Origin of the sequence: Pseudomonas sp. BIGb0558, assembly GCF_024807515.1 — a bacterium.
Lineage (GTDB): Bacteria > Pseudomonadota > Gammaproteobacteria > Pseudomonadales > Pseudomonadaceae > Aquipseudomonas > Aquipseudomonas yamanorum_A.
Genome location: NZ_JANUEW010000002.1, coordinates 397,140 through 421,754, shown reverse-complemented (window position 1 = coordinate 421,754; position 24,615 = coordinate 397,140). Strand labels below are relative to the sequence as shown.

The following is a 24,615-nucleotide window of genomic DNA, read 5'->3' as shown; positions in this document are numbered from 1 at the left end:
TAACGGGCTAACTATGCATTACAGTTGAGCTCTGCGTTGAACCGCTGGTAAACCTATTGCCGGCCATTAGCGAACGACTTCTTTGGTAGGCCTAATCGTTTTTACTCATTGGTCGGCGGATCTGTCTATGCAGGACATGAAATACCAGTAGCCACTACTAGTTCAATTGCAAGAGCATGCCTCGCCAAAGCTTGATAGTACCTTTAACAGCTTCAGTACGTTTTTTGAATTAAGGATAAATGGACGCCATGTTAAGCTCATATCAACAAGCCAAAGAAACTTTAATAAGAATTCTAAATGACCACTCTTACAAGGTTGTCGCGCTTTCAGGGAAGTGGGGGACAGGAAAAACTCATCTATGGAATCTTATAAAGCAAGAGCTTAAAAGCCCCACTCCTAGTGTCCCTCAGCCAATTTTCGTTTCGATTTTTGGAGCTAAAACCTCAAATGATTTGAAATTAAGACTTCTTCAAAGTGGATCAGTTACAAATGATAGCAGATACAAAGATTTCGTTAGTGCTGGAGGTTCGCTGATAAAAGGTATCGCAGGAAAGTTTATTCCAGGCTTGGCAGTGGATGAACTCATCCTTCTGAGCTTACCGAAACTATTAGGTGGACGACTAGTGGTGATTGACGACGTCGAGCGCAAGCACAAAAGCTTAGACATCGATGAGATCCTTGGCTTTATAAATGAGTACTCAGAAAATCACAAAACCCGCTTTTTGCTCCTTCTGAATACAGACAAACTAGAAGACGAAAACATTTGGAAAAAGCTTCACGAAAAGGTTGTCGATATAGAGCTATTACTTCAGCCTACGTCCCCCGAAGCATTTGCTGTTGCAAGCGCGGATTATAATCTCAGTTTTTTGGAGTCTGCTCGTGACGCTATAAGCACTTTAGGTATTACGAACATTAGGGTAATTAAAAGAATAATAAGAGTCCTGTCAGAGCTGCTGGAGAACTACGGCATACTTGATGAGCATGTACAAAGTAAGGTGGTTCCTAGCACAGTACTACTGACAGCCATTCATTATCGAGGTATAACATCAGAAATCACCAGCGAATATGTTTTGCAGCATAACTCAATCGTAAAAATAATGTCGCGTGCGCAGCGTACAGATGATGACATTAAGTGGGATGACATCATCAATAGCCTCGGCATCTCATCATGCGATGATTTTGAAAATGTAGTTCAGGATTATTTGCAAACAGGTATTATCGACAAAGAAAAGCTAGACAAAGTCATGTCTAAATATCGTACAGATTTAGCAAGAAATCAGGTGCAAAACGAGGTCAGAGGATTTTTTGAGTCGTATTTTTGGGATCCGCTGTTCGATCAGGAAAAAGCATTGGAGTTTACTAAGTCTTTCGTTCCCAACGCAGGGCTATTAAGCGGGGTTGAGGCAAGCGGAGTTGCTAACATTCTCAGTGAGCTTGGAGAAACTAGTGCTTCGGAACAGCTGATTGAAGTGTGGATCGAAAAAAATGAGCCTGCTATTGAATCCGGCGAGCCTGAGCACTTCCCTAGCAGGGGACAGTCACTTCATCCAGCAATCGAAGCTCTAAATGCCCGCATAAGAGATAGGCAATATCCTCCGCTTGCATTAGAAGAGGCTATCGATAGAATCAGAAGCAACAAGGGCTGGGGGGATAGAGAAAATATTTGTTTTCAGCAATCCACACCAGCGCAATACGAAGAGGTAATAAGGCGCCTGCGCGGTAACAAGCTTGGCGATTTTCTTCACGAAAATTTTTCTTTATTACGGACTACAGGGCTTAGCGAAGAGTTTCTTCATGGCACTAATAATTTCAAATCAGCTTGCAGAAGTATAATTCAGTCTAATTCGAATAGTCGCTTGGTGCAGATCTTGACGCGCGCACTCGACGACAATAACATTCTCTTGGAAATAGACGAGTAGCGCCACCGGCGCCTATATTGGGTCGATGGCAGCCAATCACGAAAGGCTACTATCGTTCCATAGCGCTCAGAAGGCGACCTGACGCATGCCAACCGCCTTCTGAGGCACACCGAAACGTATTGCCTGCACTATTTTTAGTGTCGCATCGATGAAGTTACTAATGCATTCACTCATGCCACTAGTAGTTTACCTATAGCGTAGAACGATCGAAAATTTTAGTGAGCACAGAAGCGCACAGTTATATAGCCAAGTATCAGTCCTTGTCCTGCGGATCAAAAAACAAGCTAACACCGATGTGTTTAACCTTGAAAGGTGTTCCTGTCCGCTCGAGCATGTGCGTCGAATCAAATTCAAAATCGGGACGTTTTGGGCATGAATTTATCTCCAGGCCGTCAAGACCGTATCCACTCAAACGCTCTTTCCACGTCGTTATAACCTTGGAAGAATTTTTATTCTTGGTAATGTAGATTATTAATCCACCGCTATCTTGATTCACATCACCTGTGGCATACCGGGTGCAGAGTTGCTGAAATCCTTGAAAGAGATAATCATAACTCGAATGGATTTTTGCCTCACCAATCCAAAGGTAATTGTTTTTACCTCTAACGGAAAGATCCGTATGACCACCTATTTTTGTTTCATGCCCGGCATTATAACCCATGCCACGAAGGACATTCACAATCTCAATAGTGAGCCGATCTTCACCATCATTCCTTCTAAGCTCCGGATTCTCCTGGAAACTCAAAACAACATCATTCAGATCAGAGTATAAGGTTTCTGTAAATTGTTCATAAGTACTAGCTGTCGCTCTCCTGATCGAACCTGCAACGCCGGAAAGTCCAAACTGCTCTGCAAACAACTTAAGCTGTCCTAAAGTAAGACCATCAAGAGGGTCATTCACAACTTCACCCATTTTCGACCTCCGAAGAAGGGACGAAGTAGGGGTATACATGGTGACTATAATTTTCGACAGGGTAACCTGTATCAGGATGGATCAGTGAGCCTGTTGTTTCAGCGTGGTAAACAGTCTCATCATCAAGCGGCGTAATGCAATCATCGATTATCAGCTCAAATTTCATCTCGAGTATTTTAACTCTCTCTCCAGACAAATATTGAGCAATGCGCAAGAGCTTTTCTGGTCGTCTAACATCCACAAGCTGAGCAATTGCAGAATAGGTCAGATGTTTTATATCTTTCTTATGCGCAAAGATGTATTCAGCCAAACGAAAAATGGCCTGCTGATCCTCAGTCGGCCTAATATCCTCAGCAATTATACTTAACGCATGATCAAGATTCATGGCATCAATGATTCAAGTAGTTTACTCATAACGAAATCATAGTCTAAATCTGAAGCGCACGATAGGATGTGCGCTGTGTCAATCGTCGGATTCTCTGAGCTCGTCAGGGCAACAGTTCCCGGAACAACCAACTGAACATAACCATATCCAGAAGGACTATCCCAGCATTTGGACAACATATGAGGATTAAGTTCCGCAACCTTGGAAACACCTCCAACATGATATCGGTCATCCCGAAAATCAAGTTGTTTGGTACGCATTTTACCATTGTGCACGCCAGCACTTGTGGTGGTGTGACCTATTTCGGCAATTCGTCCATCAGGACTTAAATAAAGTTTTTGGATTGCCGGAAACAAATTAATCGGACCAGCAAAAAGCTCACCAAGATCAAAGTCACTCTCAAAAGCCTTGAGAATTTTCGATTCCAAAAACTCAAGTCGTCGCTCTATATCCTTGGCTCTTTGAACGTCCAAGCCATCCATCCGGAACTCTAATATAGAACTCTCTTTGTCAATGCATACAACATCAAATAGTTGCACGGCGCGCTTGCGAATACCAAAGATCTCATCAAAACGACCATAGTCTTCGATAACCAGGTCCGTGAGGGATCCTTCGGGCAGAATTTCTTTCTCTATGACGTACTGCTTCGAGCAGAATACAAACCAAATCCTGCTGTCAGTCTCGTAGAAATCTACGCAATTTATGTCAAGCGGCGCATTGACCAGGTCGTCGTGTTCCAAAGGCAGCGGAAACCTATCATCATACAAAGTATCTTCTTCAAGAATATTAAGTTTGAAGAATTTTACAATCTCATCATACTCACCTAACAAGTTATAAACTCGCACCAGCTTATTGCCGTTATTTGTGAGGTCTATATAAACATCCTCCAAGCCTTGAGCATACTTCCCGGATGTTTTTTCTGACTTCAGATACTCTACGAGCTTATCAATCGTTCGCTCCCAGCCTAACGATGCTGCAAGATCATTTTGATGCAGTGCATTTCGAAACAGCGCGAACGATACTTTTCGCTCGTTCAGTCCATCAGCGTAATCAATAGCACTCATCTAAACGTTCTCTCATTCATTCATTTTAATTACCCTTTTCGGCCTCAAGGGTAACTGTCATTAACATTAGGTTTGAAAGACTAATCATAGCGTTAAAAATAAAAACACTACTATTTTGCCATCAGCATGTCTACCAATCGAGGATAGCTTGCGATTGTCAATAGCGTAGGTCACTTTCGCCGCAGCCTGGGGGAAATTGAAGCTAATATGCAGAGCGTAGCTGAGAGTACATGTGAATCGACTCTCATATTGCGAGCCCCCCCCCGACCATCTACTTTTGGCCGTTTTCTGACTTTCGCTTAGCGGATGAGCTGCCAGGATTTTCCTAGGCGATGAGTGAGTAATTGCATGGTCAGCAAGTAGTAATAGCGCGTCGACTCAGTGCGCTGGTTTAGGTGGTGATTCAAAAACCACTCAAGGTGTTTTCTCTGCCAAGTCCATGGATTGTCGCGTTGCCAGCGCTCAGCGATAGCTGTTTGGATAGCCTTCGCCTGACGAAGGTGGCGTTGACGGGTGGTGTGCGATCCGGTCAGGACGCCCGTCAGGAACAGCTCCATATCGAATGGCTTGCTCATGTTCGACCACCGACGTACGCCGATACCACGTCGATACGGCCGTGTCCGAGCTCATAGCTGATTTGTAAGCGTGCCTCTCGATCAAGGCGTGGATCGAGGCGCCTGCACCTGCCACCGTTGATAGGCGCGAGATGATGGGTGATTTGCTCATAGCGTTCGCACGCATAGGCTGCCCGCAATTCGTGGAAGCCTTTGAGGTTGTGCGTATGGAGGATATCTCGGGCGGGGCGGACGTTCCCCTGCAAGAAATCGAGGTAGCTTTCGTTCGGTGCCAGCAGGTTGCGGCCACCATCGGGCGAGACCTGTTCGGCAAACCTCAGAGCTTCACGAATATGATCATCGACCGTAATCCTGCGAGGTGCTGACGCACCTGAACGGCCACCTTTGGTGCCATCCTGGATGTTGATCTTGCCGTAGAGTTCGGCCTCACGTTTTAAACGCGGTAGGTCAGCCAAAATCGCCTCGCGTAAGCGCATGCCGGTGGCTCGCGCCAACTGAGCGATAGCCGCCGCGCGCGGCATTTGGTGTTCGCGAAGCGCTTCGACGATGCGCATAACTTGCTCACGATCTTGGCCTTGGGGAGCGGTTGTGCGAACGGTGGTCCGCCGCATTCCTAACACCTTGCTCGGGTTTGGCACTTTCACATATTGATCACCGCGAAGCGCGGCCATGGTCCGGTTGACGCTGGACAACCGGTTTTGCGCTGTGGCGATGGCTAGCTCACCCAACTCAACTTTTTGACGCAAGTGCCCGGCGTAGTCCAGCAAAGTCTGCCGATCAATCCGCCGCGCATCGTTAAACCCTGGTCCATCCTCCGAACGACACCAGCGTACAAACGCCTGCCATCGATCACTGTGAGTTTTGACCGTGCCGTAATGCCCGCCGCCAAATAGATCGCGCAACGCTTGCGGCCCGGCATAGCTCAATTGCCGCCCATAGCCAAAGTTCCGCCCATCCCGTTTACCTACCAGTACCATGATCGAACGCCTCTCGAAGCCAACTCTTAAAACCTTCCCCACGTCATCCCGCCAAGAATGCTGAGTGTTATCAGGGATCAAGGCCCCTGCGACCTGTGAGGGTTGTCCACTAACGCGGGACTGGCGGCTCTTTACGACCGAGAGCTTGGGCATCTCATGATCTGGCCTCCTGAGCACTTCCGAAGAAGTGGGCGGGTGGAGGCTGCACTGGCTGACGAGATCAGCGCCGCGAGATCCTGAGTCGGGTGAAGGCAGTGATGAGATGACCGGGGCATGCCTGACTGTCAGTCAGGTGCAGTCCATTCCCTGGGCTGCGGCACCATCATCTGCATCGCTGTTGCTGGTGACTTCGGTGTTTGTCACGCCGATTGTCACGAGGGGGAATGCCGCAAAGCCTTGTACGAGTTGGGCTGCAGCAGCGGTAGGAGCGCCCGTCTCTTTCCGGGAGAAAGAGACGGGCGCAGGTTGGCGCAGTGAAATGGCCAAGCGGATGGGTTGCTGCAGGGCAGCTACGAAGGGGTGTGAGTTGCCGCAGTGGGCACTCTGGTAGAAGTAGGCATCCATCACATCGCTGTGAGCGTGCGAGCCGCCGGACGCTAATCGCACTTTGGGAGAACCACCACGGTGTGGCGTAGCCTTAAAGGTTCTGGCTACCTGGGTTGCTGTCAACGACAGCGCTTTGCCCGATCTTTTCTACGCCTGTGGACAATTTGGGTCAAGGCTCGAATTTTCGGGAGTTCTGCGGCTGTGGATGAAATTATCCACCGGTGGAAATCTATGGTTTTCCACAGACAGTTGCGTGGGCTTTAGATTTTTTAAGTGAGGTCCATCCAAGCAGGGCGGCTTTGCAGCCCCGCTTGGATGGGCCCGCGTGGAAGGGCGGACTGCGGTGATCTCATTGGCTTACTCACGTTTGGATGCGCCACGTCTATGTTGCAGGGCGGTAATGTTGTCGCCGACCGGGTGAGCGAATTCGTGCGGCGTCACATGCCCATGGCGGTTGGCGTCGATGTAGTTGCTCCACCACGCCATGATCAGCCGGCGCTGCTCCAGAAATTCAGCTTTGTGGATATACGCGGCGCGCACACGGTTGCGTTCCTTGTGGCTCATTTGTCTTTCGATGGCTGCGTCGGTCCATAACCCGGACTCCAGCAGGGCGCTACAGGCCATTGTCCTGAAGCCGTGGCCGCACACGTCCTTGCTGGTGTCATAGCCGACGTTACGGAGCATGGTGTTCACCGTGTTCTCGGACATGGGCTTCCAGTACTTATGGTCGCCCGGTAGCACTAATTCTGAAAAGCGACTGAGGCTACGCAGGCGCTCCAGTATTTCGATGACCTGCGGCGATAGCGGAACCATTTGAATGTCGCCGTTCATCTTGGTCCCGCGTGTGGAGTTGCGTACCCCTTCAATCGGTGCGCGCGTATCGGGGATTTCCCACATGGCGCGTTGGAAGTCGAACTCACTCCATCGGGCGAAGCGCAGCTCACTGGAGCGGACGAATACATGCAACGTCAACAGGACGGCGAGGCGCGTCAACTCGCGGCCGTTGTAGTTGTCGATACGGTGTAGCAGTTCGGGTAGGCGATTGAGGGATAGGGCCGGGCGATGGACTGTGCGCGGCGCGTGAATCGAGCCTGCCAGATCCAGTGCAGGATTCATGGTGATCTGCCGAGCCCTTTTGGCCCCGCGCATGATGGTGGATAAGTAGTTCTGTACCCTTAACGCCACATCCATGGTGCCGCGTTCCTTGATGCGCTGGGTGATCTCTAGCAGGTCATGGGTATCGAGTTCAGCGATGGGTCGTTGGCCGATCAGCGGGAAGACGTGGGTACGCAGTCGGCTCATCACGGTTTTTGCGTGTCCTTCGGTCCAGCGACGGGACATGTCGGCGTGCCACTCCAGAGCAACGGTTTCGAAAAGCAGTGCCGCCCGCTGGGCTACGATCTTGGCCTTCTTCTTTTCTTCCATTGGATCGAGGTTGTCTAGCAGCAACGCCTTGGCTTCGTCTCGCTTACGTCGTGCGACGGAAAGGGTAACGATGGGGTAATTGCCGATGATGAGCGTACCTTCCTTGCCGTTGGGCTTGGTGTACTTCAAGCGCCAGGTCTTCACGCCATTGGGTTTGACGAAAAGGTACATGCCGCCGCCGTCGAACAGTTTGTAGGCGCGCTCGCGGGTTTTGGCCGTGCGGCATTGCAGGTCGCTGAGGGGGATCGCTAGACGTGGCATAGGGGTACGCGCTCCTGACCGGGAAATCGCAGTACCCCTAACATACCCTCGGGGAAGGGGGATTTTGTTGGATCCCGACGGAGGGTTCTGGAACGAAAAAACCCGCCAAAGGGCGGGTTTTCGGGGCTTCCAGAGCATTCAGTGGAATGCAATGGAGCCTAATGTGGTGCCGGCACCAGGAGTCGAACCCGGGACCTACTGATTACAAGTCAGTTGCTCTACCAACTGAGCTATACCGGCGTGTTAGGGCGACGATTATAGCGATTGGCAAGCTTCTGTAAACCCCTGAATTCTGACTATTTTTGCAACCGCCTGGGTTTTTTCTGCTCGGCCTCGTTTCAATCACCCAAACCCCGCAAATCCCATGCGCTGGATCACTGGAAAAGGTCTGTAGGTGGTGGCAACATGCCACTCTTCGTCAGCCGTCCCATGGATGAAGGGGCGCTTCAACGAACCATCGGCATCTATCAGGATCAATCCTGAGCGCGTTCGCGAGACGAATGCACTCATATAAGGAAGCACCACGTGAAACGGAATCTCTCCCTGGCTCTCATTTTCCTGGCCGCCACCCTCGGTGGCTGCGCCGCCAACAAGCCTGCCAACGACCCGGCCCTCGTCGGCCAATGGAAAGGCCTGCGCGCAGAAAGCGGCAAGTGCCAGTTCCTGTCCTGGAACAACAACCTCAAGCCCGACGGCCGCTTCACCATCACCTTTTTCCGTGATGCGCAGCAAACCCAGCCGATTCAAACCGAGAACGGCACCTGGTCTGCGGTCAATGGCAAGAATGAGTTGAGAACGGATGGCGTGCGTACGCCGGATATCTACACCTACAAGATGGTCGACACCGACACGGTTCATTACGTGAGTGTGGCGGCGGACCCGACTGGCGATTGCCAGGAGGATTATGAGTTCACCGAGCACCGTATTCGCGGTTAAAGCGATTTAGCTTCAGAAGAGATTTTGTGGCGAGGGAGCTTGCTCCCGCTGGAGTGCGCAGCGCTCCCACTGTTTTTTGGGGCTGCTTCGCAGCCCAGCGGGAGCAAGCTCCCTCGCCACAGGGTTTGCTGTTCACCGTGTTAGCTGCCTTCATTGCACGAGTCCGCAAATTTCATGTACTCAAACACGCGCTTCTGGCCATGGGAATCCAGGTAAGTCATCCGCGCATTCACCACTCCACACGCGGCACCACCATCGTCCACCGTCGACAGCACTTGCTGAATATCCAGCTTTTGGCTGGCCTCGGCGTGGGCTGAAAAGGCGGCGATGTTGAGCAAGGCAAACAGGCTGCTGGCGATGAAGGTGGTCCGGTTCATGGTGGTGTCCTCTGGGGTTCAATAGGTGATGTGTTTCGTTGGAGCCTATTGAGCGCCCGGGAGGTATCCGGCCTGTGTCATGCACCCCGGCGTTTTGCCTCGCCATGTATTGAGAGGGGAATTGCATACAACTTGATACATAAACCCGACCGTTAGAGGGATTAGTCGGTCAGGCCTTTTGCTTAGATGCTTTCGGCATAACGACCATCGGTTTTCCCTTGAATAAGGCGAGCCTTTACGTATTCTGTTTCGAAATATTAAGCGTCAGATTAATAGCGGAATCGTTTAATCGCTTTTATGGCGCGCTGAGGGTTAATCACTTAGTTGTAATTTGATTTGTCAGCTAAGCGGTTTTTCCTGACCAGTCGGCCAGCAATTTTACCAATAAAGCATCACAACCTTTTGATCTGCAAGAAAATGGTAAAAAAATCAAAAATAAGTCAAAAAATCGACACAATGCCACTCGTCGGAAAGAATTAATCGAAAAGCATCAAAATACTGACACCATCAATCTGATATCACAGAATGCCGCCTGCCAACACATAACTAGAAATACCAAGGTCAGCCTTATGCGCTGACCTTTTTATCGCCTTTAAAGCTATTAATCGGGGAGGGCCGTGGGTGAGTCGCGCAGACGATATTTCAAAACTATTCAATAAGCTGGGCGCCAATCCAAATGGCTACCGGGAGTTGCAGGCCGTCCACGATTATCTTGAGGATGATGTGGTCGTCGAGCGTTTCGACGCCGTGCCCACCCCCGTCAAGGCCGCTTCTCCGGTCATCCGGGATGAGCCGCCGTCGGCGCCATTGCTGCGTTTGCTCGAGGAGTTGACCCAGGCCGAAGCCGGTCACGTGCAGCCACCCGAAGTGGTGGAAGGGCCGACCGGTGAGGTGTACTCGGAGCAATCGTCGCCCAAGGTGATTGTGGTGGTGTCGCTAAAAGGCGGCGTCGGCCGCAGTACGCTGACCGCCGCCATCGCCAGCGGCTTGCAGCGTCAAGGTCGCCCGGCGCTGGCGCTGGACCTGGACCCGCAAAACGCCCTGCGTCATCACTTGTGCCTGGGCCTGAATCTGCCCGGCATCGGTGCGGCGAGTTTGAGCAATGAGTCGTGGGAAGGCCTGGCTGAGCGTGGCTTTGCCGGTTGCCGGCTGGTGGCGTTCGGTGAGACCAACAACGAACAGCAACAAAATCTCAATCGCTGGCTGGGCGAAGAAACCGAATGGCTGCCCAAGCATCTTGCGGGCCTGCGCTTGAATGGCCAGGACACGCTAGTGATCGACGTGCCCGCCGGCAACACGGTGTACCTGCATCAGGCCATGGCCCTGGCCGATGTGGTGTTGGTGGCGGTGCAGGCGGACGTCTCGTCATTCAGCACCCTGGCCCAGATGGACAGTGTGCTGGCGCCGTACCTTGAGCGCGCAAAGCCGCCACAGCGTTACTACGTGATCAACCAACTCGACGGCGCCCACCGCTTCAGCCTGGACATGGCCGAAGTGTTCAAGGCGCGCCTGGGCGATGCACTGCTCGGCACGGTCCACCGTGACCCGGCGTTCAGCGAAGCCCAGGCCTACGGCCGCGATCCCCTCGACCCTACCGTCAACAGTCTCGGCTGCCAGGACATTCATGCCCTGTGCCGCACGCTGCTCGAACGCATCGATTCGGACCTTCCATGACCGACACTACGTCCTCTACGCCCCACACCCCGGGGCGCACTGAACAGCGCCTGGACGCCGCGATTTCGCGCTTCAACCGCTGGCCCGATGCGCTGCGCAAAGTGCTGGTGGTGATCAGTTGCGTGATCGGCACCCTGTTGCTGGTGAGCATCGTCAGCGCGCCGCTGGACCTCTACAGCCAGTGCCTGTTTGCGGCTGTGTGCTTCCTCGCGGTGCTGGTGCTGCGCAAGATTCCCGGGCGCATGGCGATCCTCGCGCTGGTGGTGTTGTCGCTGGTGGCGTCGCTGCGCTACATGTACTGGCGCCTGACCTCCACCCTGGGTTTTGAAACCTGGCTGGACATGCTCTTCGGCTACGGCCTGGTGCTCGCCGAGTTGTACGCGCTGGTGGTGCTGATCTTCGGCTACGTGCAAACCGCCTGGCCGCTGCGTCGCGAGCCGGTGTGGCTCAAGACGGAGCCGTCGGAGTGGCCCACTGTCGATGTGTTCATCCCGACCTATAACGAGGCGTTGAGCATCGTCAAACTGACCATCTTCGCCGCCCAGGCGATGGACTGGCCCAAGGACAAGCTGCGGGTCCACGTACTCGACGATGGCCGTCGCGACGACTTCCGCGATTTCTGCCGCAAGATCGGCGTGAACTACATCCGCCGCGACAACAATTTCCACGCCAAGGCCGGCAACCTCAATGAAGCGTTGAAGGTCACCGACGGCGAGTACATCGCGCTGTTCGACGCCGACCACGTGCCGACCCGTTCCTTCTTGCAGGTCAGCCTCGGCTGGTTCCTCAAGGACCCGAAGCTGGCGATGCTGCAAACGCCGCACTTCTTCTTTTCGCCTGACCCGTTTGAAAAGAACCTCGACACCTTCCGCGCCGTGCCCAACGAGGGCGAACTGTTCTACGGCCTGGTGCAGGACGGCAACGACCTGTGGAACGCGACCTTCTTCTGCGGCTCGTGTGCGGTGATCCGCCGTAAGCCGTTGCTGGAAATCGGCGGCGTGGCCGTCGAGACCGTGACCGAAGACGCCCACACCGCGCTCAAGCTCAACCGACTGGGCTACAACACCGCTTACCTGGCAATCCCGCAGGCAGCGGGCCTGGCCACTGAAAGCCTGTCGCGCCATATCAACCAGCGTATTCGCTGGGCGCGTGGCATGGCGCAGATTTTCCGCACCGACAACCCACTGCTGGGCAAAGGCCTGAAGTGGGGCCAGCGCATCTGCTACGCCAACGCCATGCTGCACTTCTTCTATGGCTTGCCGCGGCTGGTGTTCCTCACCGCACCGCTGGCCTACCTGATTTTCGGCGCGCAGATCTTCCACGCTTCGGCGCTGATGATCGTCGCCTATGTATTGCCTCACCTGGTGCATTCGAGCCTGACCAACTCGCGGATCCAGGGGCGCTTCCGCCACTCGTTCTGGAACGAGGTCTACGAGACCGTGCTGGCCTGGTACATCCTGCCGCCGGTGCTGGTGGCGTTGGTCAACCCGAAGGCCGGTGGCTTCAACGTCACCGACAAGGGGGGGATCATCGACAAGCAATTCTTCGACTGGAAACTCGCGCGGCCGTACCTGGTACTGCTGGCGGTGAACCTGGTCGGGCTGGGCTTCGGTCTCTATCAGTTGATCTGGGGCGATGAGTCCACCGCGGTCACCGTGGCAATCAACCTGACCTGGACCCTCTACAACCTGATCATTACCAGCGCGGCAGTGGCAGTGGCTTCGGAGGCGCGGCAAGTGCGTTCCGAGCCGCGGGTCAGCGCAAAATTGCCGGTCAGCGTGATCTGCGCCGACGGCCGTGTGCTCAAGGGCACCACTCAGGATTTCTCGCAAAACGGCTTCGGCCTGATCCTCGCCGACGGGCACCAGATTGCCCAGGGCGAACCGGTGCAGTTGGTGCTGTCGCGCAATGGCCAGGACAGCCTGTTCCAGGCGCGGGTGGTGTTCAGCAAGGGCGCGCAGATTGGCGCGCAATTCGATGCACTGTCCCTGCGCCAGCAAAGCGAACTGGTACGCCTGACGTTTTCCCGCGCCGACACCTGGGCCGCCAGTTGGGGCGCCGGCCAGCCCGATACACCGTTGTCTGCCCTGCGTGAAGTCGGTGCCATCGGCATCGGCGGCCTGTTTACCCTGGGCCGCGCCACGCTGCATGAATTGCGTCTGGCCCTGCGCCGCACTCCCTCACAACCGCTCGATACGCTGATGGACAAGCCATGACTTCCACGATATTTGCCCGCCCGCAGTCGCGCGGTGTGCTCGCGCTGATGATCGCTTCGCTGCTGGGCCTGGGCTCGCAGGCACAGGCTGCTGCACCCGCCGTTGCGGTGCAGAGCACGGATGACGGTTACAGCCTGACCCTCAAGCAATTGGGCCGCCGCGACACCATGAACCTGCAAGGCGTGGAAGCGTCCGACAGCGTCAACTTCGACATCCGTGCCGATGAAGTAGTGAAGGGCGCGCAACTGCTGCTCAAGTACAGCTACTCGCCAGCGCTGCTGGCGGACCTGTCGCAGATCAACGTGTTGGTCAACGACGAAGTCGCCGCCAGCCTGCCGCTGCCCAAAGACGGCGCAGGCATCCAGCAGGAAAAGCTGGTGCAGATCCCGGCGCACCTGATCACCGAATTCAACCGCTTGAGCCTGCAGTTTATCGGTCACTACACCATGTCCTGTGAAGACCCGCTGCACAGCAGCCTGTGGGCCAAGATCAGCAACAGCAGCGAGCTGAAAGTGCAGGTGCAGCCGATCGTCTTGAAGGACGACCTGTCGGTGCTGCCGCTGCCGTTCTTCGACAAGCGTGATGCGCGCCAGGTCAGCCTGCCGTTCGTGTTTGCCACCGCGCCGGACAACGCCGCGCTGGAAGCCGCCGGTGCACTGTCATCGTGGGTAGGCGGCATGGCCAGCTACCGTGGTGCGACGTTCCCGACCACCCTCGGCGAGATCCCGGCCAAGGGCAACGCCATCGTGCTGGTGCAAAGCACCCAGGCCGTGGACGTACACGGTGTGGCGGTACCCGAGCCAAAAGGGCCGACCCTGACCCTGATCGCCAACCCCAACGACCCGAATGGCAAGCTGCTGATCGTCTCCGGCCGCGACGGCGCCGAACTCAAGCGCGCCGCCACCGCAGTGGTGCTGGGCAACCCGGTGTTGACCGGCAACAGCGTGGTCATCACCAAGCTCGACACCCTGGCCCCGCGCCGCCCGTACGATGCGCCGAACTGGTTGCCCAGCAATCGCCCGGTACGCCTTGGCGAGCTGGTGGAGCTGAAAAAACTCAACGTCTCCGGCTACAACCCGGGCCCGATCAGCGTCGACCTGCGCCTGCCGCCCGACCTGTTCAACTGGCGTGAAGAGGGCGTGCCGCTCAACGTCAAATACCGCTACACGCCACAGCAGGTGTCTACCAACTCGTCCTTGCTGATTGGCCTGAACGACCAGTTCATGAAGTCCGTGGCGTTGCCGTCGGTGACCAACCTGGGCGGCGGGCAAAGCCTGCTGGACCAGTTGAAGAAAGATGAAACCCTGCCCCGTGAAGTGACGACCCTGTTGCCGATCAGCTCGGCTTCGCCCAAGTCCAAGCTGCAACTGCGCTTCATGTACGACTACATCAAAGAGGGCGAATGCCGGGACATCATCGTCGACAACATGCGCGGCGCGATTGACCCTGACTCCAGCCTGGACCTGAGCACCTACCAGCACTTTATTGCGATGCCGAACCTCGGCGTGTTCAACGATTCGGGCTTCCCGTTCACTCGCCTGGCTGACCTTTCGGAATCCGCCGTAGTGATGCCGGACAACGTCGGCACCGATGAGCTGAGCGCCTACCTGACCGTGATGGGCCGCTTCGGCGAATCCACCGGCTACCCGGCCACGGCTGTCAAAGTGGTGCAGGCCAAGGACGTGCAAAGCGTTGCCGACAAAGACTTGCTGGTGCTCGCCACCGGCGGCAACCAGCCGCTGTTGCAGCAATGGCAGCAGTACCTGCCGGCTACCAGCGACGGCCCGCAGCACCACTTCCTGCTGTCTGACCTGCCGCGCTATGTGCGCAGCTGGATCAGCCCGGACGCCGCCGCCAACCAGCATCCGGCCAACGCCGGCATCACCTTCAGCGGCCTGAGCAACAGCACCTGGTTCGCCGGTTTCCAATCGCCGCTCAAGGCCGGGCGCAGTGTGGTACTGATCGCCAGCAATCAGCCTCAGGGCCTGCTTGAAGCGACCTCGGCGCTGATTGGCGGTGACGACTACAAAGACTCGATCCAGGGCAGCCTGGCGGTGGTGCAGGGTACGCAGATCAGCTCGCTGGTCGCCGACCAGCAGTACTACGTCGGCGACCTGAACTACTTCAAATTCATGCAATGGCAGCTGTCCCAGAACCTGGGCTGGATGTTGGCAATCACCTTCCTCGGTCTGCTGGTGCTGACCTGCCTGATCTACTTGGCACTGCGTGCCCGTGCAAAACGGCGGTTGGCATGAGCCCTTTGCGTAGCGCGATTCTGGCCGTGATCGGCAGTACCTTGTTTGCCGGTGCCGCCCAGGCACAGACCTGTGATTGGCCGCTGTGGCAGAACTATGCCAAGCGCTTTATCCAGGACGATGGCCGGGTGTTGAACTCGTCCATGAAGCCGACGGAAAGCAGCTCGGAAGGGCAGTCGTACGCGATGTTCTTTGCCCTGGTGGGCAATGACCGGGCGACCTTCGACAAGCTCTGGACCTGGACCAAGGCCAACATGGCAGGTGCCGACATCGGCCAGAACCTGCCGGCCTGGTTGTGGGGCAAGCGCGCCGACGGCAAGTGGGGCACGATCGACCCCAACTCCGCCAGCGACGCCGATCTGTGGATGGCCTACGCCTTGCTCGAAGCGGCGCGCGTGTGGAATGCACCGCAGTACCGCAGCGACGCGCAACTGGTGCTGGCCAACGTTGAACGCAACCTGATCGTACGTGTGCCGGGCCTGGGCAAGATGCTGTTGCCGGGGCCGGTGGGCTATGCGCATCCGGGCGGCCTGTGGCGCTTCAACCCAAGCTATCAAGTGCTGCCGCAACTGCGTCGCTTTGCAAAAGAACGCCCGAACGCCGGCTGGAACGAAGTGGCCGAGAGCAACGCGAAGATGCTCGCTGACCAACCGAGCAACCCCCACGGCCTGGCGGCCAACTGGGTTGGTTATCGCGCCACCAGTGCGAACACCGGGCTGTTTATCGTCGATCCGTTTTCCGATGACCTGGGCAGCTACGACGCGATCCGCACGTACCTCTGGGCCGGCATGACCGCCAAGAGCGACCCGCTGGCCGCGCCGATGCTCAAGGCGTTGGGCGGGATTTCCCGGGCGACCGCTTCGTCGGTCGCCGGTTTTCCTCCGGAGAAAGTCCATGTGCTGACCGGTGAAGTCGAGAAAAACAACGGCTACACGCCGACGGGTTTCTCGGCCTCCACCATGGCCTTCTTTCAGGCCCGGGGCGAAACCGCCCTGGCGCAACTGCAAAAGCAGAAGGTCGACGACGCCCTCGCGAAAGCCCTCGCGCCTTCGGCCCCGGACAGTGCGCAGCCGATCTACTACGACTACATGCTCAGCCTGTTCGGCCAGGGCTTCGCTGATCAAAAGTACCGTTTCGAACAAGACGGCACGGTGAAATTATCCTGGGAGTCAGCATGCGCCGTCACACGCTAGCCGTTGCGATTCTGGCGGCCCTGGCGTCTACCGCCAGCTTTGCCGAAACCACTGACCCGCAAAGCCTGCTGATCGAGCAGGGTTATTACTGGCAGTCGAAAAAGAACCCGGAACGCGCCCTCGAGACCTGGCAGAAACTGCTGCGCCTGAGCCCCGAGCAACCGGATGCGCTGTATGGCATCGGCTTGATTTCGGTGCAGCAACAGCGCCCGGCTGAAGCGCAAAAGTACCTGGCCCGCCTGCAGGCGTTGAGCCCGGTTCCGCGCCAGGCCTTGCTGCTGGAGCAGGACATCACCCTGAATATTCCGGCCAACGCCAAGTTGCTGGAGCAGGCCCGCGAGCTGGGCGAGCCTGAAGAAGAGCGTGAGCAGGCGGTGGCGCTGTATCGCCAGATCTTCCAGGGGCGCCAGCCTCAGGGCCTGGTCGCCCGCGAGTATTACAACACCCTGGGCTTTACATCCAAGGGCACGAATGAAGCCATCGCCGGCTTGCAGCGCTTGTCCCGCGAGCGGCCGAATGACCCGATTGTGGCGCTGTTCCTGGCCAAGCATCTGGCGCGTAACCCGGCCACCCGGGCCGATGGCATTCGCGCGCTGGCCAAGCTGGCGCCGAACAACGACGTGGGCGGCAATGCCGATGAAACCTGGCGCTTTGCGCTGATCTGGCTCGGCCCGCCGAAGAGCGACCAGGTGCCGTTGTTCCAGCAGTTCCTCGCTGTGCACCCGGACGACACCGAGATCCGTGCGCTGATGAACAAGGGCATCGCCCAGGGCAAGAGCGGCGCCGGTTGGCAACGTGATCCGCAGATGACCAAGGCATTCAAGGCGCTGGATGACGGCGACCTGAAAACCGCCGAGCCGCTGCTGGCTGCGCGCCTCAGCGAAAAATCCAACGACGTCGATGCCCTCGGCGGCATGGGCGTGCTGCGTCAACAGCAGCAGCGCTTCAGCGAGGCCGAAAGCTACCTGGTACAGGCCACCCGTTTGCCGGGTGGCGCGGCGTGGCAGTCGGCGCTCAATGATGTGCGCTACTGGAACCTGCTGAACCAGGCTCGCGATGCGCAGCGTGGCGGTCGTACCAGCCAGGCCCGTGACCTGGTGGCCCAGGCCGAACGCCTGAACCCTGGCCAGCCCGGCGCGGCCGTGGCGCTGTCCGGCTTCCAGGCCCAGGACAATCAGTTCGAAGCCGCCGAAGCCGGCTACCGCAAAGTGCTCGCCCGTCATCCTGGCGACCCGGATGCACTGAGCGGTTTGATCAACGTGCTGTCCCAATCCGGGCAGCCGGAAGAAGCCTTGAAGCTGATCGACTCGGTATCGCCCGCCGAGCGCGCCAAGTTTGCGCCGAGTGTGAAGATCACTGCGTTGCGCGCCACCCAGGTCGGCAAGCTGGCCGAGCAACGGGGTGATTTGAAAGCCGCGCAAGCCGCCTACAAACAAGCCCTCGATGCCGACCCGGAAAACCCGTGGACGCGCTTCGCCCTGGCACGCATCTACCTGCGCGACGGCCAGATTCGCAACGCCCGCGCACTGATCGACGGCTTGCTGGCCAAGCAACCGAACCAGCCGGACGCGCTGTACACCAGCACGCTGTTGTCGGCCGAGTTGAGCGAGTGGAAGAAAGCCGAAGAGACCCTGGCGCGGATCCCGGCCGGGCAACGTACCGCCGACATGAACGAGCTGGGCATCGATATCGCCCTGCACAAGCAGACCGACATCGCCATCGAGACCGCCCGCCGTGGCCAGCGCCCGGAAGCCCTCGCACTGCTGGGCCGCAGTGAAGCCATGACCCGGCAGAAGCCCGAGCGCCTGGCGATTCTGGCTGCCGCTTATGTGGAAGTCGGTGCCACGCAGCAGGGCCTGGATATCATGCAGAAGGTGGTGGATAAGAACCCGAACCCCACCGTCGACCAGAAGCTGCTGTACGCCAACGTGCTGCTCAAGGCCAACCACTACACCGAGGCGGGCGACATCCTGCGCGAAGTGCAGGGCCAGCCATTGAGTGAAACCGGTCGCCAGCGCTACGACGATTTGATCTACCTGTACCGGGTCAAACAGGCCGACGCCTTGCGCGAGAAAAACGACCTGGTCGCGGCCTACGACATGCTGTCGCCGGCCCTTGCCCAGCGTCCCAACGATGCACTGGCGGTAGGTGCCCTGGCGCGGATGTACGCGGCCAGTGGCAACAGCAAAAAAGCCATGGAGCTTTACGCTCCGTTGATCCAGCAGAACCCGAACAACGCCCGCCTGCAATTGGGCCTGGCGGATATCGCGCTGCAAGGTCGTGACCGTGGCCTGGCGGAAAGCGCCAGTGAAAAGGCGCTGTCCCTGGAACCGGGTAACCCGGAGATCCTCACCTCGGCGGCGCGCATCTATCAGGGCCTGGGCAAAAACAACGAAGCCGCTGCGCTGCTGCGCAAGGCGCTGGCGATTGAGAACAGCCAGAAGAGCCAGACGCAACTGGCCCAGGCCGGTTCCCAGGGCGTCCCTTACAACCCCTTCGTCGGCTTGCCGGGCCAGCGTCGCCAGGTCACTGACCTGACCGTCGCCGGTCCAGTACCGCCACCGATTGATGCGCCGACCAATGTCGTGCCGGAAAACGCTTTAGCCGCCTCCGGGCGTCCGGCGTCGAACAACTGGAGTGAGCCGTTCGAGCCACCGTCGAAGATTGCTTCCCTCGACACCGCCAACCTGAGCCCGGCACGTCGTGCGCTGGATACGATCCTGCGGGATCGCACCGGTTATGTGGTGCAGGGTTTGAGCGTTCGCAGCAATAATGGTGAGAGCGGGTTGAGCAAAATCACTGACGTTGAGGCGCCGTTCGAGGTGCGGATGCCGGTGGGTGACCTCAACGTCGCCGCACGTGTGACGCCGGTGCACTTGAGTTCCGGCAGTGTGAAAAGCGACTCCGCCACCCGGTTTGGCGGTGGTACTGCCAACCCGGCGGGCTCTCAGAGCGACACGGGTGTCGGTTTCGCCGTTGCCGTGGAGAACCCGGATGAAGGCCTCAAGGCCGATATCGGCGTCAGCCCGCTGGGCTTCCTGTACGACACCATCATCGGTGGCGCCAGTGTCTCGCGGCCGTTTTCCCAGGGCTCCAACTTCCGTTACGGCGTCAACGTTTCGCGGCGTCCGGTCACCGACAGCGTGACCTCCTTTGCCGGTTCCGAAGACAAGCGCACCGGCGAAAAATGGGGCGGCGTGACCGCCAACGGTGGGCGTGGCGACCTGAGCTACGACAACCAGAAGCTCGGTGTGTATGGCTACGCGTCGTTGCACGAGATGCTGGGCAATAATGTCGAAGACAACACCCGCCTGGAACTGGGCAGCGGCATCTACTGGTACCTGCGCAATACCCCGACCGACACCCTGACCCTTGGTCTCAGCGGTTCGTACATGCGCTTCAAAGAGAACCAGGGTTACTACACCTACGGCCAGGGCGGCTACTTCAGTCCACAGGGCTTCTACTCCCTGGGTGTGCCGGTGCGTTGGGCGCAGAGCTTTGATCGCTTCAGCTACCAGATAAAAAGTTCGGTGGGCCTCCAGCGTATCGAGCAAGATGCAGTCGATTATTTCCCGGGGCATGACCAGCTTCAGCGTGCCCGGGGCAATCCGAACTATGCCCAAGATACAAAAACCGGCATCGGCTACAGCTTCAACGCTGCCGCCGAATACCGCCTCAGCTCGCGCTTTTACCTGGGTGGCGAAGTCGGTCTCGACAACGCCCAGGACTATCGCCAGTACGTCGGCAACGCCTACCTGCGCTATCTGTTTGAAGACCTGAGCGGGCCTATGCCCTTGCCGGTCAGTCCGTACCGTTCCCCTTATTCGAATTGATTGATAGGAGTCATCCATGCCTGTTTCCGCTTCTGCTATTGCCGGCCTGACCCTGCTGGTATTGGGCGAAAGTCACATGAGCTTTCCTGATTCGCTGCTCAACCCGCTGCAGGACAATCTCACTGCTCAAGGCGCCAAGGTACACTCCATCGGCGCGTGCGGCGCCGGTGCGGCCGACTGGATCGTGCCGAAGAAAGTCGAGTGCGGCGCCGAGCGCCTGCCCGGCGGCAAGGCCGAGATTTTCGGCAAGAACGGCATGAGCACCACGCCGATCAAAGACCTGATCGCCAAGGACAAGCCGGACCTGGTGGTGATCATCATCGCCGACACCATGGCTTCGTACCCGGAGCCGCAGTTCCCGAAAGTCTGGGCCTGGAAAAGCGTGACCTCCCTGACCAAAGCCATCACCGAAACCGGCACCAAGTGCGTGTGGGTCGGGCCGGCGTGGGGCAAGGTCGGTTCGCAGTACAAGAAGGATGACGCGCGCACCAAGGTGATGTCCCAGTTCCTCGCCACCAACGTGGCGCCGTGCACCTACGTCGACTCGCTGACCTTCTCCAAGCCGGGCCAGTGGATCACCACTGACGGCCAGCACTTCACCATCGACGGCTACCAGAAGTGGGCCAAGGCGATCGGCGAGTCCCTGGCGAAGTTGCCACCGGCCGCTGTGACCAAGGGAGCGCAATAATGAAGCGGATTACCCTGGGCCTGGCGACCTTGCTTGCCAGCGTCAGCGCCTACAGCGCCGACATCCCGCTTTACCCCACCGGCCCGGAGAAAGATTCGGCGTTCCTGCGCCTGGCCAACGGCACCGACGGCGAGCTGAAATTGCTGCCACAAGGTTCCAAGGCCAGCCTGGTGCTGGGCGGCGACAAGCTGGTGTCTGACTACCTGCCGGTGTCGGGCGGCAAGACTCCGATCAAGGGCGTATTGAGCCAGGGCGGCAAGGATTCCGAGCTGGCCGTGACCGTCGCACCGGGTGAGTTCGCCACCGTGGTCGCCGTGCCGGATGCCAAGGGCGGCACGCGCCAGTTGGTGATCCACGAACAACCCGACGACTTCAATGCGCTGAAGGCCTCGCTGGCCTTTATCAACGCCGACGCAGCCTGCGCCGACGCGAGCCTGGAAGCCGTGGCGCAAAAAGCCGAGCTGTTCAAGAAGGTCGCTGAGGGTTCGATTTCGCGCCGCATGATCAACCCGGTGGAACTGTCGGTGCAGCTCAAGTGCGCCAATGCGCCGGTCGGCCAACCGCTGACCTTCACCCTCAAGGCCGGCGAGCGCTACAGCGTGCTGGCCCTGCCATCGGCTGCCGGTTCGAGGTTGCTGTTTACCTCCGACACGCTCGCTAACTGATCGGGCCCGACACCACCATGGTCTTTGCCTCACTGGAATTCCTCACGCTGTTCCTGCCGGCCTTCCTGTTGATTTATGCGCTGGCCCGTCCGGGCTGGCGCAACGTCATCCTGTTGATCGGCAGCTGGCTGTTCTACGGCTGGTTGAGCCCGCTGTTCCTGTTCCTGCACATGGTGTTGACCGTGGTGGCGTGGGTCGGCGGCTTGCTGGTGGACCGTTCCCGTGAAGACGGCAAAGGCCGGGTGCGGTTGTTGATCGCGTTGATCGTGTTCAACACCGCCGTGCTGTGTTGGTACAAGTACGCCAACATCGTCGCGGGCACTGTGAGCGAGGTGATCACCTGGTACGGCGCCATGCCGCTGGAGTGGCAGCGCGTGGCGTTGCCGGCGGGGTTGTCGTTCATTGTGTTGCAGGCGATCTCGTACCTGGTGGACGTGCATCGGCATACGGTGCCGGTGGAGCGCAGCTTCATCAATTACGCCACCTATATCTCGATGTTCGGCCACTCGATTGCCGGCCCGATCATTCGGTATGACTGGGTACGGCGCGAGCTGAACCAGCGCTATTTCAACTGGCCGAATTTCAGTCTCGGTGCCCGGCGCTTCATGATCGGCATGGGCATGAAAGTGCTGGTGGCCGACACCTTGTCGCCGCTGGTGGACATCGCCTTCCACCTGGAAAACCCGAGCCTGGTGGATGCCTGGATCGGCTGCCTGGCGTACTCGCTGCAACTGTTTTTCGACTTCGCCGGCTACAGCGCCATGGCCATCGGCCTGGGCTTGATGCTGGGCTTCCACTTCCCGGAAAACTTCAACCGGCCGTACCTGGCCAGCAGCATCCAGGACTTCTGGCGGCGTTGGCATCTGTCGTTGTCCAGTTGGCTGCGGGACTACCTGTACATCGCCCTCGGCGGTAACCGCGACGGCGTATGGCGCACCTACCGCAACCTGTTCCTGACCATGGCGATTGCCGGGTTGTGGCATGGCGGTGACAGCTGGAACTACCTGTTGTGGGGATCGGCCCACGGTATTGCGTTGTGCATCGACCGGGCGTGGTCGCGCTCGACGTTGCCGCGTATCCCTTTGGCACTGTCGCACATTTTGACGCTGCTGTTTGTGTGCCTGGCGTGGACGCTGTTCCGCGCGCCGGACTTCCATTCGGCACTGACCATGTACGCCGGCCAATTCGGCATGCATGGCATTGCACTGGGTGATGCGTTGGCGGTGGCCATGCGTCCGGCCCATGGCATGGCCGTGTTGCTCGGCTTGGTGTGCATCATCGCGCCGATCTGGCAGACCCGCTGCGAGCAGCGTTTTGGTACGCAGCCCTGGTTTGTGGTGGCCGCGTCCCTGTGGCCGGTGGCCGGGTTTGTGTTGTCGTTCGCGCTGATTGCCAGCCGCGATGCCGTACCGTTTCTGTACTTTCAGTTCTAAGGAAGCCTGACGATGCCCGCCCCTACCGCGCCGACCCCACCGAGTGAATTGGCCGTTCGCACCAGCCCCCTGGCGGGCTGGGTGCTGGTGCCTTTCCTGGCGGCGGGGCTGTTGTCTTGCGTCTGGCTGATGGTCAAGGGCCCGGTGAGTTTCCTGCCGCCCAAGGTCGACAGCGACATGCTGTTGCATGGCGACGTGACCCATCGGTTTGCCAAGGAACTGTCCAAGGCGCCGATGGCGATTGAAGCGGCGAACCTGGAGCGCGGCGCCAGCTGGCTGGCGTTCAGCGACACCGGGCCGCGGGTGCGCCAGGGTTGTCCGGGCTGGCTGTTTATCAGCGATGAACTGAAGCTCAACCGTCACGCCGACGACAATGCGCGCACTAAGGCGGACGCGGTGATCGACCTGCAAAAGCAGCTCGGCCAACGCGGTATTGATCTGCAAGTGGTGGTGGTGCCGGATAAAACCCGCATTGCCGCCGCCGAACGTTGCGGCTTGTATCGTCCGGCAGTGCTGGATGGCCGAATCCGGCAATGGACCACGCAGCTGCAAGCGGCGGGCGTTGAAGTCCTGGATTTGACCGAGACCCTCAAACCCCTCGGCCCGGAAGCGTTCCTGCGCACCGACACCCACTGGAGCGAAATCGGCTCGAATGCCGGCGCCCGTGCCGTGGCCCAACGCATTCAGCAGCGCGGTATCAAGGCCACGCCGGAACAGGCCTTCGACATTACCCAGGCGCCGCTGGCACCGCGTCCGGGTGACCTGGTGCGCCTGGCCGGTCTCGACTGGTTGCCGCCGAAGTTGCAGCCGGTGGGCGAGCAAGTTGCCGCCAGTACGGCCCATGAGAATGGTCCTGCGGCGTCCAGCAACCCTGACGATTTGTTTGGCGACGCCGGGCTGCCGAACGTGGCGCTGATCGGCACTTCGTTCTCGCGTAATTCGAACTTCGTGGGTTTCCTGCAAAAAGCCATGAATGCACCGGTGGGTAATTTCAGCAAAGACGGTGGTGAATTTTCTGGCGCCGCCAAAGCTTATTTCGACAGCCCGGCGTTCAAGCAAACGCCGCCCAAGCTGCTGATCTGGGAAATTCCGGAGCGTGATTTGCAGACGCCGTACGATTCGATAAAGATTAGTCAGTAAATTGACCATTTACCGCTCGTCTTAAAGATTTCTTCAGAAACACCAAAATAATGACACTCTCGATCCTTTGTCACAGAATGCGTACACAAAGGCGCCCACAAAAAGACCTGCGGTAAGCATCAGTACAGCTGACCTTTCAC

18 protein-coding genes and 1 tRNA gene are annotated in these 24,615 nt (G+C 57.7%); 11 read left to right on the top strand and 8 right to left on the bottom strand.

Annotated features, from left to right (window positions below):
• Positions 1-248 precede the first annotated feature (248 nt).
• Positions 249-1,919, top strand: coding sequence for a KAP family NTPase (locus M2400_RS05180; RefSeq protein WP_259195201.1), 1,671 nt, complete (start codon positions 249-251; stop codon positions 1,917-1,919).
• A 253-nt stretch (positions 1,920-2,172) separates the two neighbouring features.
• On the opposite strand, the gene M2400_RS05175 is transcribed toward M2400_RS05180, so the two are convergent.
• The 7 genes from M2400_RS05175 to M2400_RS05145 form a co-directional block, all read right to left on the bottom strand.
• Positions 2,173-2,832, bottom strand: a complete 660-nt coding sequence (locus M2400_RS05175; protein WP_259195202.1) for a hypothetical protein — start codon at positions 2,830-2,832, stop codon at positions 2,173-2,175.
• Positions 2,825-3,217, bottom strand: coding sequence for a hypothetical protein (locus M2400_RS05170; protein ID WP_259195203.1), 393 nt, complete (start codon positions 3,215-3,217; stop codon positions 2,825-2,827). Before M2400_RS05170 ends, M2400_RS05175 begins: the two co-directional genes overlap by 8 nt.
• Positions 3,214-4,281 carry a hypothetical protein gene (locus M2400_RS05165; RefSeq protein WP_259195204.1) on the bottom strand — a complete coding sequence of 356 codons (1,068 nt, stop codon included), beginning with the start codon at positions 4,279-4,281 and terminating at the stop codon, positions 3,214-3,216. The genes M2400_RS05170 and M2400_RS05165 overlap by 4 nt, the downstream gene beginning before the upstream one ends.
• Before the next feature lie 299 nt (positions 4,282-4,580).
• Entirely contained in the window at positions 4,581-4,856 is a 276-nt protein-coding gene (locus M2400_RS05160; protein WP_259195205.1) for a hypothetical protein, read from the bottom strand.
• A complete protein-coding gene (locus M2400_RS05155; RefSeq protein ID WP_259195206.1) occupies positions 4,853-5,833 on the bottom strand; it encodes an integrase domain-containing protein in 981 nt (326 codons plus the stop codon). Before M2400_RS05155 ends, M2400_RS05160 begins: the two co-directional genes overlap by 4 nt.
• 903 nt (positions 5,834-6,736) lie before the next feature.
• Entirely contained in the window at positions 6,737-8,065 is a 1,329-nt protein-coding gene (locus M2400_RS05150; RefSeq protein ID WP_259195207.1) for a phage integrase central domain-containing protein, read from the bottom strand.
• A gap of 164 nt (positions 8,066-8,229) precedes the next feature.
• Positions 8,230-8,305 (bottom strand) — tRNA-Thr (locus tag M2400_RS05145).
• A gap of 285 nt (positions 8,306-8,590) precedes the next feature.
• Here M2400_RS05145 and M2400_RS05140 point away from each other — a divergent pair.
• Positions 8,591-9,001, top strand: coding sequence for a hypothetical protein (locus M2400_RS05140; RefSeq protein WP_259195208.1), 411 nt, complete (start codon positions 8,591-8,593; stop codon positions 8,999-9,001).
• Positions 9,002-9,141: 140 nt separating this feature from the next.
• On the opposite strand, the gene M2400_RS05135 is transcribed toward M2400_RS05140, so the two are convergent.
• Positions 9,142-9,378: a DUF2790 domain-containing protein gene (locus M2400_RS05135; protein ID WP_177041004.1), complete on the bottom strand. Its 237-nt coding sequence runs from the start codon at positions 9,376-9,378 to the stop codon at positions 9,142-9,144.
• Positions 9,379-10,068: 690 nt separating this feature from the next.
• Here M2400_RS05135 and bcsQ point away from each other — a divergent pair.
• Genes bcsQ through M2400_RS05090 form a run of 9 tightly spaced genes read left to right on the top strand, consistent with a single transcriptional unit; the run spans position 10,069 to position 24,475 of the window.
• The gene (bcsQ, locus tag M2400_RS05130) at positions 10,069-11,052 is read left to right on the top strand and encodes a cellulose biosynthesis protein BcsQ (protein ID WP_259195368.1); all 984 of its coding nucleotides are present in this window, start codon (positions 10,069-10,071) and stop codon (positions 11,050-11,052) included.
• On the top strand, positions 11,049-13,268 hold the full coding sequence (bcsA, locus tag M2400_RS05125; RefSeq protein WP_177120384.1) for a UDP-forming cellulose synthase catalytic subunit: 2,220 nt from the start codon (positions 11,049-11,051) through the stop codon (positions 13,266-13,268). The genes bcsQ and bcsA overlap by 4 nt, the downstream gene beginning before the upstream one ends.
• Entirely contained in the window at positions 13,265-15,523 is a 2,259-nt protein-coding gene (bcsB, locus tag M2400_RS05120; RefSeq protein ID WP_177041007.1) for a cellulose biosynthesis cyclic di-GMP-binding regulatory protein BcsB, read from the top strand. The genes bcsA and bcsB overlap by 4 nt, the downstream gene beginning before the upstream one ends.
• A complete protein-coding gene (gene bcsZ, locus M2400_RS05115; protein ID WP_177120386.1) occupies positions 15,520-16,716 on the top strand; it encodes a cellulose synthase complex periplasmic endoglucanase BcsZ in 1,197 nt (398 codons plus the stop codon). Before bcsB ends, bcsZ begins: the two co-directional genes overlap by 4 nt.
• A complete protein-coding gene (locus M2400_RS05110) occupies positions 16,698-20,549 on the top strand; it encodes a cellulose biosynthesis protein BcsC (protein WP_259195209.1) in 3,852 nt (1,283 codons plus the stop codon). Before bcsZ ends, M2400_RS05110 begins: the two co-directional genes overlap by 19 nt.
• Positions 20,550-20,565: 16 nt before the next feature.
• Positions 20,566-21,237, top strand: coding sequence for an SGNH/GDSL hydrolase family protein (locus M2400_RS05105; protein ID WP_010169025.1), 672 nt, complete (start codon positions 20,566-20,568; stop codon positions 21,235-21,237).
• Positions 21,237-21,902 carry an alginate O-acetyltransferase AlgF gene (locus M2400_RS05100; protein ID WP_177041013.1) on the top strand — a complete coding sequence of 222 codons (666 nt, stop codon included), beginning with the start codon at positions 21,237-21,239 and terminating at the stop codon, positions 21,900-21,902. The genes M2400_RS05105 and M2400_RS05100 overlap by 1 nt, the downstream gene beginning before the upstream one ends.
• A gap of 17 nt (positions 21,903-21,919) precedes the next feature.
• Positions 21,920-23,335, top strand: a complete 1,416-nt coding sequence (locus M2400_RS05095) for an MBOAT family protein (RefSeq protein WP_177114350.1) — start codon at positions 21,920-21,922, stop codon at positions 23,333-23,335.
• A gap of 12 nt (positions 23,336-23,347) precedes the next feature.
• Positions 23,348-24,475 (top strand): alginate O-acetyltransferase AlgX-related protein, encoded by a 1,128-nt coding sequence (locus M2400_RS05090; RefSeq protein WP_259195211.1) that lies wholly within the window; start codon positions 23,348-23,350, stop codon positions 24,473-24,475.
• Positions 24,476-24,615 lie beyond the last annotated feature (140 nt).